We start from the raw sequence: 12,092 nt of genomic DNA, 5'->3' as shown, positions 1-12,092 counted from the left end.
TATGGAAAGAAAAGAATTTATTAAGAAGTTTGCAGTTGGCGGCAGTGTTTTGCTGGCAGCGCCAGCCTTATTTAACGCTTGTAGCGATGGAAATGACGATGTTATCGACGACATGGATGACAAAGACAAAGGAACTACTATTGACTTAACCAGTAGTACTTATGCTGACCTGCAAAACGTTGGTGGATTTGCTTACAAAGGCGACATAATTGTTATCAGGGTCAGCAATACACAATATGTTGCTTTATCAAAAGTTTGTACACATCAGGGATGCACTGTTGAATATAATTCCACTGATACCGCAGTTGTTTGTCCGTGCCATGGCTCAGCATTTAGCACTACAGGAGCAGTAACCCAAGGGCCTGCGGCAACGAATCTGAAATCATATTCCGTTACTGTTGACGGCGATACACTGACAATAAAATAACTTTTCATGCTTTAGACAACCATATTTTCTTTTGAAAATGTGGTATCAACAGAATGGCTTGAAAAAAAATTCCGGATTTATAAAACTACAAATCCGGATTTTTTTTTGACCACCAAAGAATCATGTAATTACTCGAACGTATAATGTTTACTTACAGCTGAATGGATATCCCAAATACACTCCAGTCCTGCCGGAAATACAACAAAATCGCCCGATTTTATTGTAATATTCTCAAACTCGGAAATAATTGTTGCCTCACCTGATACAATATAACATGTTTCTGTTTTATCGTAGTACCATTCAAATTTTTCTTCTTCGTGTTCCCAAACCGGCCACGAAAAAACATCTATCTCCTCCAGTTCCTCCTGCTCCAATTGATCTACGGTTATTCTCATATCAAATTTTTAGATAAAAATACAAAAGAAATTATTTTGAAATTTCTTTTTCCTGACAAAAATTACATTATTATAACAGAATTTTTAATCGTATCTTAATTCTTTCTAAATCATAATTTATTGTATTCAATCTATTTTCACTCAAAATAAAAAACATGAAAAATTTAACTCTTATTTCAATCTTACTGATTACTGTAATTGCTTGTCAGCAACCAAAACCAAATTCAACAGAAGAAAAAAGCAACGATTTCACTTTTGTATTTGCAACCGATATTCATATAACTGAAGAGCGAAATGCAACAGAAGGATTTTTGCAGGCCATTGATTCCATCAATAAAATTGCACCTGATTTTGTTTTAACCGGCGGCGATAATATTATGGATGCATTGGGGCAAACTTATGGCAGAAGCGATACATTGTATAATTTGTATGAAAAAACCGCAGAAAAAATAGAAGCTCCGGTATACAATACAATGGGAAACCACGAAGTTTTTGGCCTTTATGAAAGAAGCGGAGTAGATCCTTCTCACGAAAAATACGGTAAAAAAATGTACGAAGACCGTATTGGAAAGAGATATTATTCCTTCGACCATAAAAACTGGCATTTTATTGTTCTCGATGGAATTGGCTTTACAGAAGACAGGCATTATTACGGACATATTGATTCGGTTCAGGTAGAATGGTTAAAACAGGATTTGGCTCAAACAGGAAAAGAAACGCCGGTTATTGTTAGTACACATATTCCTTTGTTAAGCGTTGGCAAACAAATTATGGCCGGTCCTACTGAAGCATTTGAAAAAGGCTCGGTTGTAACAAATGCACTTGAAATTATCAAAATCCTTGAGCAATATAATGTTAAATTGGTTCTGCAGGGACATCTGCATTTTCTCGAAGATATTAACTACAATGGAATTCATTACCTGACTGGTGGCGCTGTTTCATCAAATTGGTGGAGAGGACAACGGTATGGAATGGAGGAAGGATTCGTTAAAATAAACATTTCAGGCGAAGATTTCAATTGGCATTATGTTGATTTTGGCTGGGAAGTAAACGAATAATACCGACACAAAAAGATAGCCGTGCACCTTAATGCACGGCTAATTAACCCCCAAACACACTATTTTGAGCATGAAGCCCAAAACATTTTCCTTTTACTGACCTGTAAATTTCTTTCCAGCTTCAAATGCTTTCGTATTTAAACAAACAATATTTTCACCTTTTTGTTTAAAAATTGTTTGAATTCCTTCAACAATAATTTCATCGTGAATATTTATAAAAGGAGAAGCAGCACCCAACATCACCATATTCGAAGCTTTGGGATTACCAATGTCACGCGCTATTTTGTCGGCATCTATTTGTACAATCTTAAATTTCTTTCTTAACTCTTCAAATGTTTTATCCAACTCAGGATAATTTGGAATATTCTTAAATTCAGTTGTGTTGGTTACCAAACTTCCCCCTTGGGAAAGATAAGGCAAATAACGAAGCGATTCCAGTGGTTCAACTGACAAAATAATATCCGCCTCTCCCATTGGAATTAAATCGGAATATATGGGCTTATCCGAAATACGCAGGTGAGAAACCACTGCCCCGCCCCGTTGACTCATTCCGTGGGTTTCGGCCTGTTTTAAATAATAGTTTTCGTTTAATGCCGCTGCACCTAACGTAGCAGCAATAGATAATATTCCCTGGCCGCCAACTCCGGCCAAAATTATATCGGTTTTCATTTTATGCTTGTTTTTTGGCTTTGTTTATTTTTTTTGTCCTTGCAATTTTTTGAATACATTCTCTTCGTCCGATAATCACAGAAACTCCGTCATACTCCATTTCTTCTTTTATTATCTCAACAATTTCATCGTGATTCTTTTTCAGAGGAATAAATAAACGGATATGTTCCGGCTGAACTCCAATTCCTTCACATATTTTTTCAATTTTACCTTTTGCAGAAGAATCCTGTCCGCCAGTCATAGCAACAGCTTCGTTATCGACAATGATAATATTTACATTGGTATTTTCAACCACACAGTCGAGTAAACCGGTAATCCCTGAATGTGTAAACGTAGAATCGCCGATAACTGCAAAAACAGGTTTTAAACCGGCATCCGACGCTCCTTTTGCCATGGTTATTGAAGCCCCCATGTCAACACATGTATTAATCGTATTATAAGGTGGCAAAGCTCCGAGCGTATAACAACCAATATCAGAAAAAACACGGCCGTCTCCAATTTCTTCAATAACCTCATTCAAAGCAAAATATGTATCCTGATGCCCACATCCGGCACAAAGCGATGGCGGACGATTTGCAAGATTATCAGGCACTTTGAAAGTCTCAGCTTTTTCTTTCCCTAACGCTTTCGCCACATGATCAGGATTTAGCTCTCCTCTTCTTGGGAGCACTCCGCTCAAACGGCCGCAAACCTTTGTTCCTTTTTCAAAATAATCTTTTAAAAGTTCCTCGACCAGAGGATATCCTTCTTCAATTACCAATAATTCATCACATTCGTTTTCCAGTTTTTTTAACCATTTTTCCGGCACCGGGTACTGACTAATTTTTACTACGGGATATGGACACTTTCCTTCAGGGTAATTTTCCATCAGATAATTGTGTGCAATTCCGCATGTAACGATTCCAAGGCCTTTATCTTTGCCCTCTGTAAACGTATTAAATTCTGACTTCTCAGAAAGCTCCGTCAGCCAACCTTGTTTATCCAACAGATTCTGGTAATATTTCCTTCCGTAAGCAGGCAAAAGCATAAATTGCATTAAATTCTCAGGAAGCTTTAATTCATTCTCAGGCAAAATTTCCTTTTGAACAACACCGGCGCGTGAATGCGCCAGTCGGGTTGTTATGCGTATCATTACCGGCAATTTTGTTTTTTCTGAAAATTCAAAAGCTTCTCTGGTCATATCGTATGCTTCCTGTTGATTTGAAGGCTCAAAAACGGGAATCATTGCAAACTTCCCGTAAAAGCGGGAGTCCTGCTCATTTTGTGAAGAATGTTGCGACGGATCGTCGGCCACCGTAATCACCAAACCTCCGTGAATTCCTGTTATCGCTGCATTCATAAAAACATCGGCGGCCACATTCAAGCCTACATGTTTCATACATGCCATTGAACGCTTCCCGGCATACGACATTCCCAAAGCTTCTTCCAAAGCCGTTTTCTCATTTGCCGACCATTCTCGGTGAATATCTCTTTCAACAGCAACTTTATTGTTCTGAATATATTCGGTTATTTCAGTTGAAGGGGTGCCCGGGTAAGCATATATACCCGAAATTCCCGCGTCGATAGCAGCCTGACCTATGGCTTCAACTCCTAAAAATAAGTTACGTTGCATAAAATTATTTTGATTTTTTTGTTGGCATGAAATTAGGCTGTGTAAACCAGAGAAAAAATATCAAATCTCAGGAAAAAGCCTTTTCAATATTGTTTAAAAACAGTTTTACTATTTTGGATAATTAGTGGATTTTTAACTAAAAACGGTTAAAACCAATTTCCTTGAGCCACCATAATCTCTGAACTCGCAAAAGTATATTCCCTGCCAGGTACCAAGATTTAATCGGTTGTTGGTAATAGGAATAGTTATTTCAGCTCCAATAACCGACGATTTTAGATGCGCAGGCATATCATCCGCTCCCTCATAAGTGTGAACATAAGAAGGATCGTTTTCCGGGATCATTTTATTGATAAACCGCTCAAAATCTCCCCTGACTGTGGAATCGGCATTTTCATTTATGGTTATTCCTGCCGATGTGTGTTTTACTAAAATGTGTAAAAGCCCTTTTTCAGGAAGTTGTGGTAAATTCTTTTCAATTAGTGAAGTTATAAGATGATACCCTCTTTGGTAACCAGAGAGTGTTATTTCGTTTTGCTGAATCATTTTTCAGAAATTTTAGTTCAAAAAAAACGTCAACAAAATTAATATGAAAATAAAGAAATTCACTCTCCCAAAAGAAAAATAAGTAAGAGGAACCTAAGTACAGTGGCAGTGCTTCTCAGATTCTATTTTGGTCCAGACACTTAACAACCAAGGAAAAAAAGAGAGTTTCAAATAAATTTGTTTCCAATCAGGTTAATTATTGAATGCTTAAATGACTGTTTTGATTCTCAAAACTTTCGTTGATTATAAATTTAACGATTCGGGAGACGCTCACTGTCAATTAAAATAATCCTCAGAAGTACTTAATTTTGAACATTTATATTTTATAACTCCTTATCAATGGTATCAAAAATATTCTTAATCACGTTTTCTGAATATCCCTCTGATTTAAATACAGATTGCCCTTTTTTATCAAAAACAAGAAAACTAGGTGTTACGTCCCTCATTTCAAACTTTGAAAGAATATAATCGATTTGCTTTTTATTTAACCGATAATGAATCCCGTCAACCTGGAGCGCTTTATTCTCCCAGACCTGGTATAAAAAAGAATCATCAGTCAGATAAATAAAAGCCACATCTTTATTTTTATATTTCGTTTTTAATGGTTCAATAACATCTAATGCATTGAGAGCCCCCCAGCACCCAAGCGACCAATAGTTAACCATAATTGTTTTCCCTTCATACAAAGAAATTATGTCTTCAAAATAATTTTCTTTTGGCTTTGCTGAAACATCAAGAATAACAGAAGTTGATTTTTCGCGGATTTCCTGTAAACGAATTGATAATAACTCGTTTTTTCTGATTGAATAATCATAATACAAAGGGACTTTTAATTGTTTTAACCTTTCCATTTCCCATTCTTCCAATGTCAGTTGACTTTTTATTTTTGATGAAAAAGACATCACTTCCAGCAAATCGAATGCTGGGCCATTGTCTTCCTTTAAAACACGGGCCAAATAATCTTTTTGTCTTTTTATCATTTCGTAAGCCAGTGGTTTCGGAGGCATGTCGCTTTTATCCATTAATTCGTTTAAAGGCGTTAGAAACCTTTCTATTTGCCGGCAATTAGAAATTACATTAGAAAAAAAACGTCCGTAAAAAGAATAATTGGAATTTAAATTCATCTCTTCCAAAAATGTAAAGTAACCGGTGTCGACAGCAGATGTTGATAAATCCCCCTTATCGAAATGATTTCCCACTATAGTATTATTATTCAGTAAAAGAAGAATTACTGATTGCTGAAGATTTATTGTAATTAATTCTTTTGTTTGTTCTGATATGTTTGAGGTTAACAATTCTTCCAGCGATTTTTCCAAATCAGATAATATATCTGTTTTGTATTGAGTTGGATTTTGGTAGTCATTTTTATAGCGAAAAAATTTTATACTTTTTGACCAAAAACGTATATCATTCAACTCATTATTTACTGTTGCAAAAGCTCCATCAAAACGAACATATTTGTCATCGATGTTGCTTCTTTTTATAGCATCAAACCCATTTATATTTTCAATTTTATCTGCATGAATGTGAACAGAACACGTATCGCCGGGCGACAATAAAATATATTCTCTGTAATAATCCGACATAAAAAGGCAGGTAGCATTTGAAAGGAGCGGGACATTCATAAAAAACTCACCATTCTCTGAAATGTCAACATCAAATGTTTCACTTTCATTCATTATTGGATTCGAATACAATACTCTTACACTGTTGCCTGCAGCAGGGACATATCCAAATACTTTGCCTTTTACAAAAGCTTTACCTTCTTTTAAAGATATTGCGGGAAGAGAAGCTTCTTCAGCTTTTGTTACACCCGGCTGATGTTTTGAGTCGAAACTTTTTTTTGTGTCCGGTTGAGAATAAATATCATCGGTATAGATAAAAACAAATAAAATTACAATGAGCATTTTCATCGTAATTTTTGTTGTGAAAGATTTTATTCTTTTGAATTTAAATTGTGTTTGTTCTGGCATGTTTTGTTAGATAATTAATTTTATGTATAATCCATACATACAATAAACTGACCGATACTGCACATTTAGTTAAGTTGAATTAGGCATCAAAATAGGTTTATCACCTATTTATTTTATGCCTAATTCAAAATATTATTTATCCGAATCGTTGATTCTTCATAATTAAAAGATTATGTAATCTTTTAAAATTTGCATGTTTAACTTAGCCGCAGTACAGTCTTTTCGGCTTCTTGTCTCAACACATCAGGTTCGTTTTCATCAGCTGCCAATTTTTTGCAAAAATCAATAATTTTTTCCGCTTTCACAGAATGAGTAAACCATCCCAAAGCCTCGACCATCATCACCTTGTGTTCCAGGTTGTCGCTGTTTTCGATAAAAGAAAGGAAGGTGTCAACTCCTTGATGATAATTGTAATTGCGCAGGTTTCTTATAGTGTTATATGTTTTTCTCTCCGAGCTTTCCTTGCTGGTTAATGTTTCTTTGACACTATTAAAACGTCTCCCGGAGGCCTCAAAAAATTCCCTGATATGAGGAATTGCCTCATCATGTTTTACAAGAAAGCTTATATCACCGGCTTGTCTATCAAATTCAGCAAGCAATTTTTCATTATCGAAAAACAGAATAGCATTCTGATAGTTGAACTCGACCCTTGACGGAAAATTGATGAAAGCCAGTTTAATCATATCGGGAATAAGTTCATCACTCCCTGAATTTCCGGCAAATTTAACAGCAAAACGCTGGATAAATTCATAATCATCAAACAAGGCAAGTTTTAATAAACGCATAAAATTTTCGTCATTAAGCTTCGACGATAACATAAATGCTTCGGTCCTCACATTAAAAGAACCTGATGTTTTATAGGTATCAAGTAATAACTGCGAAATATCTTCATACTCGTTTTCATAAAGCATTCTTAATGCCAGACACTGGACATCGGGATATTGAGAAGACAACATCCGCTTCCAGAGTTGTACATTTTCGGCCTGATTATCCAATAAGTCCTGCACATCCAGCGAAGGATCAATTGATGTAAAACGAAAGGTTGGGTCGCCAATTAAGTGTGTTTCAAGAAAGCAGACCTGTTTATTCCACTCCCCAACGCGCAAGCCCAACGACAATAGCCCCAACATCTCGCTGGACCACTTATCCTGAATAACGTTGATGGAATTACCCTGTGCCGCAACGGTTTTTCCATCACCGAAAATATACGCTCCTGCCAGATATTTATCCTTGTTAAAAGAGCCGTTGTAGCAGGCATCAAAAATGGCAAACCGCACATTCGGATTGTAATTGTATATAGGAAAATCGTCCACCGTAAGATTCATGTCAGCAGAAAATATACTGTCTTCTTTAATGGTTTCAGGATCGAATGCCCCATCAAACCATGTTCCCGGTATGCCATCATGTTCTTTGAAGTAAGCTTTCAGTCCCTTAATGTCGTTATCCCCGTATTTCTGCTCATAATAAACTTCATCCCTCAAATGCTTCTTAAGCTGTTTTAGTTGCGCTCTGTAGGTGTCAACTAATACATCTCCGCTGAGGTATTCCGTTTCCTCTCCTCCGTGATGATGCAATAAACCGATATCCAAATCTTCGCGTTGCAGTTCTGCCATATACGGAAACTTCATGATAGGTTTCATGGTATGGTCGAGGTAAGAAACAGCCGGATTCCCCGGTAATTGTTCATAAAGGGCCGTTTGTTCATCGAGGCGTGCAACCAAAGATTCTGAAATGTATCCGTGTCCTGAGAAAAAGAAAAATTCATCAACCTTATTCTCTGCGGAATGCTGGGCAACCACTTTTTTCAAATATTTTTTTAGTAATTCATATTTATTCTTCCCCTCCGGCATCTTAATCCTTCCTGAATAAATATCAGGGGAAATGGATTGTGCTGATTGGTAATTTAACGAATAATAGTATTTTAAAGCATTGGCCGAATCTTGTTCTATGTAGTCAAAAACAAGATCAAAATCGTCATAAAACCGGTCGGTTGCAACACAGGCCTCATACATTCCGTATTTTTTCTGGTCCATTTTAAATGCACTGGTCATGTGCTGAGCATCCACCGACATAACAATAGGTATGTCGCCAATAAAAACAGCGCCTTCAATAGGTGTTGAGGATTGATAAAGCTTTATAAGCTCTTTTCTCAAGGTATCCGGACTGGAATAGTCTTTTATAAGCAACGTAGGAACCAATCCCTCGTTTTTCAGTACGTTAACATAGGCATCAATTTCGTCTTGCGCATTCACATAGCTTTTCGTATCTGTAACAATGGCAATCCCTTTTTTTTGCTCGTTGCAGGATGTAAAAAGAAAAATTAATAAAAATCCTGCAAATAAGTTTTTAAGATTTAATTTCATTATTTAATGTTTTATTCTCTGACACTTTAAAAATTTCATTTCTTTTTATTACTGTACCTCGCCACCCGGAAAAAGAAAAAAAGCGTACAATATGCCTTATTATGTAGTTGTTTTTATTCAATAATAGAAATATGCTTTGGGCGATAACGTATATTTAATTTCGGTTGTGCAAATTTATTCCCCCAGATATACTTTTTGTTAAAGCAGACACATTCAATAGTTTAAGCCAATTTTTAAACAATATTTTTCAAAATCTTTCGACTGGGGCCATAAATCATTATTTCCTGAACTGTAATTTACTCCTAATTCCAAATAAATTAAATTCTTCACATCTTTTACAATCGCCAAACTTTGTCCATACCGAATACTGGCTCCTAAGTCGTAAACGTTGCTTGTGGTCAAAATAAAATCCGGTTCAATAATGTTTTCCCAAATAGCTACTTCCTGAGAAGCGGTATACGTTCGAAGCTGTCTTAAAGAATTTTCGAGATTATAATTTAAGGTTCCGGAGGCTGAAAAAACCAGCATATTATTGTTAAAATAAAAGTATTTTGCCAAGTCGATACTTCCTTCAATATTTGTATAGGTCTCTTCTGCCTCAAGCAGATATTCTGCATTAAAATGATCCATTGAAACATCCAGACCTATTTCCCAACTGTTGGAATATTGATTATACGGTTTTGCCAAGGTATAGGAAAAAGAAGGAGTAATTTGCTGAAGCGAATAATTGGTTCGCTCAGCAATCGTACGATAATATGTCACATCGTTGACGGCATATTCTTCCTGTAAAAATTCAATACCTTCGGCATCTAAAAAATCGACTCGGACTAACGCAGAATGGAGTAACTTTCTGCCATAATTAACAACCGTATAAAAGCTGTACTTATTTTCATGAAAATCACCGGCATCAAATTTTCGGGGATTTGCAGAACCATCTTCCGATTCTTCAACCTGATTAAAATATCCCAAAGAAGAAAGGATTTTGATTTTCCCCAAAGAATATTGTGCCTGTAATTCTCCTCCAAGTCCAGTTAAATAATAGTTTCTGGTGTACGACCAACCGTTAACAGCCCTCGGTGCTTTGCCAAGCCCAAACATACGGAAAAACCGATACGTTGTACTGTTTCTTAACGTGGTATATTTAGTCTTTTCCCTTCCGGTAAGAAAGCGGAGGTTTGCCCCCAGTTTTAAGTTATCGAAAGCATAGATTACAGAAGGAAAAACTTCCAATTCAAAAACATGGTTTTGGGGTCTCGGATCCTTTATTCGTGCACCATTACCCACTGAGTAATCAGCATGAATGCCGGCAATCAAACGGTCGGAAATCTGATACCCAAAGCCACCTCCCAGAAAGACATAATCTTTTTTGTATAAACCGAAAAGGCTGTCGGCCAACATGTATGGATTCAACGTAACCGGATTCATTCTGGCTGTCCACCCAACTTCTTCCTGCTCTACATTTTGATAGCCAACATATCCTGAAAAAACAAAATCATTTAACCTAACCGATTTGTTTGTGTTAAAACTATAGATTTGCTCGTCGGGGGAAAGTTGTGACAACTTCAGGTCACCCTTCTTCGATGTATATCCCAAAACAAAATCGCCATCCGATGTAAACGGATTAAAAACCTGGCCTGCAGCATTATTTGTATTCAACCACTGATTTTCAAGCCTTAAGCGGTTGGCAGAATGAATAATGACAGTTGTGTCCTGAGCAGAAGATTTTCTGATGATGGCAACAACAAATAAAAGTACTATTAATGTTTTAAGACTCATCTCATTTTAAATCTATAGTTAAAACCATATAAACCATAGCAGGTAAGTTACCTGCCATGGTTATAAATTACGCTATTTAATTTACTCCAGGTTGACATTCCTGATCATTCAGGAAATCATCTGTTGAGTTATTTGTATCCTGATAAACTGGTCGTCCGTCAATAACTGTTTTTACTTTTCTGCGAACACATTTTCCGGTATAAGTACCATTCGGGTCAAAAGTAAAACCAGCGTCGATTGTAGCATGCAATTTAGGCATCGACGTTTCTGAATCATCACCATATGCCTGGAATCCATCAATCACCATCTCGTTGTCAATTAAAACATACTCGGTTGCAGACGTAGAGCCTGGTTTTGTAGCCTTGTTCGCTTCCACATAAGAATCAATGTCGCCATCAATACGGAAAATGACATAAGCACCTCCAAAAACCGATGTTAACCAGTCGAATCCCATATAGGTTGCATACCCAAGGGTTAAATTAGGAACACCAGGTGCATCAATGTCTCTGTTGTCGTCGCGGGCCACAAAAGTTTCCCAGTCCGCATTGCTCATATCAACTGGTGAATTTGGGTTTCCTAATTCATCTGTTTTATGGTTGATTCCGTCCTGGGCAATAATGATACTTTCCCCTGGATTAATTGGGTACTCTTCTCCGGCTCCGGGGATGTACCAAAAACTTTGAACAGCCGATTTGCTAGGATATTCTTCTAACCAGGGAGATATCGCAGGACTAAATGACCATCCGTCAACTACGCCAATACACAAATTATCGGCATAGATTACGTCTGTTGAGTTGTTGTAAATTTCGTAATACTGATCAGAGAAATAACTTCCGTCCTCAGGTGTTGAAGAACCGGCATAATAAACTTCTTTAAACACCAGGTCTCCGAGAACTGCTCCGGCCAGTGTTATTGTAACTTCGTCATCAGCTAAAACCGACACATTATTTTCAACCGCTGTTAATAACACTTCTTCTGAAATACCGGTTTCTGATTCAGTTTCAGAAGCGCTCATCGATTTTGTAGAAGAAACAGTATAAATACCTGTTCTCAAACCTGTAAAAACAGCCACCCCCGAGGCATCAGCCTGAACTGTATCGGCATTACTGCTGCCTTCTTCCGATAATGCAACCATAGCACCGTCGGCTCCCTCTGAATTATAATTATCCGGATAATTTACTGTAACCGTTAGCTGATAAAGAGGAACTTCTTCTTCGTCACAAGAAATAATAACTATTGCAAATAACAGCAATAAAAGCATTCCGATTTTTTTCAT

10 protein-coding genes are annotated in these 12,092 nt (G+C 36.9%); 2 read left to right on the top strand and 8 right to left on the bottom strand.

What is annotated here, in order from left to right:
- Nucleotide 1 precedes the first annotated feature (1 nt).
- Nucleotides 2–427, top strand: coding sequence for a QcrA and Rieske domain-containing protein (locus K5G00_RS02500; RefSeq protein WP_238764051.1), 426 nt, complete (start codon nucleotides 2–4; stop codon nucleotides 425–427).
- A gap of 128 nt (nucleotides 428–555) precedes the next feature.
- Here K5G00_RS02500 and K5G00_RS02495 read toward each other — a convergent pair whose 3' ends face one another.
- Nucleotides 556–822, bottom strand: coding sequence for a cupin domain-containing protein (locus tag K5G00_RS02495; protein ID WP_238764050.1), 267 nt, complete (start codon nucleotides 820–822; stop codon nucleotides 556–558).
- Nucleotides 823–977: 155 nt separating this feature from the next.
- Here K5G00_RS02495 and K5G00_RS02490 point away from each other — a divergent pair, with 155 nt between their 5' ends.
- Nucleotides 978–1,880, top strand: coding sequence for a metallophosphoesterase family protein (locus K5G00_RS02490; RefSeq protein ID WP_238764049.1), 903 nt, complete (start codon nucleotides 978–980; stop codon nucleotides 1,878–1,880).
- Between the two features lie 93 nt (nucleotides 1,881–1,973).
- Here the strand turns inward: K5G00_RS02490 and K5G00_RS02485 are convergent, their stop codons facing one another.
- The 7 genes from K5G00_RS02485 to K5G00_RS02455 form a co-directional block, all read right to left on the bottom strand.
- Nucleotides 1,974–2,549, bottom strand: coding sequence for an indolepyruvate oxidoreductase subunit beta (locus tag K5G00_RS02485; RefSeq protein WP_238764048.1), 576 nt, complete (start codon nucleotides 2,547–2,549; stop codon nucleotides 1,974–1,976).
- Nucleotide 2,550: 1 nt separating this feature from the next.
- Nucleotides 2,551–4,161 (bottom strand): thiamine pyrophosphate-dependent enzyme, encoded by a 1,611-nt coding sequence (locus tag K5G00_RS02480; protein ID WP_238764045.1) that lies wholly within the window; start codon nucleotides 4,159–4,161, stop codon nucleotides 2,551–2,553.
- A gap of 132 nt (nucleotides 4,162–4,293) precedes the next feature.
- Nucleotides 4,294–4,704: a secondary thiamine-phosphate synthase enzyme YjbQ gene (locus tag K5G00_RS02475; protein ID WP_238764042.1), complete on the bottom strand. Its 411-nt coding sequence runs from the start codon at nucleotides 4,702–4,704 to the stop codon at nucleotides 4,294–4,296.
- A gap of 323 nt (nucleotides 4,705–5,027) precedes the next feature.
- A complete protein-coding gene (locus K5G00_RS02470; RefSeq protein WP_238764041.1) occupies nucleotides 5,028–6,611 on the bottom strand; it encodes a TlpA family protein disulfide reductase in 1,584 nt (527 codons plus the stop codon).
- Between the two features lie 263 nt (nucleotides 6,612–6,874).
- Entirely contained in the window at nucleotides 6,875–9,040 is a 2,166-nt protein-coding gene (locus tag K5G00_RS02465) for a HEAT repeat domain-containing protein (protein WP_238764040.1), read from the bottom strand.
- Nucleotides 9,041–9,253: 213 nt separating this feature from the next.
- Nucleotides 9,254–10,816 carry a DUF6850 family outer membrane beta-barrel protein gene (locus K5G00_RS02460; protein WP_238764037.1) on the bottom strand — a complete coding sequence of 521 codons (1,563 nt, stop codon included), beginning with the start codon at nucleotides 10,814–10,816 and terminating at the stop codon, nucleotides 9,254–9,256.
- A gap of 76 nt (nucleotides 10,817–10,892) precedes the next feature.
- Nucleotides 10,893–12,092, bottom strand: coding sequence for a DUF4876 domain-containing protein (locus K5G00_RS02455; RefSeq protein ID WP_238764036.1), 1,200 nt, complete (start codon nucleotides 12,090–12,092; stop codon nucleotides 10,893–10,895).

This window comes from Maribellus maritimus (assembly GCF_022267315.1).
Lineage (GTDB): Bacteria > Bacteroidota > Bacteroidia > Bacteroidales > Prolixibacteraceae > Draconibacterium > Draconibacterium maritimum.
The sequence above is the reverse complement of the archived record's forward strand: the minus strand, read 5'-3'. Positions and strand labels throughout refer to the sequence as shown.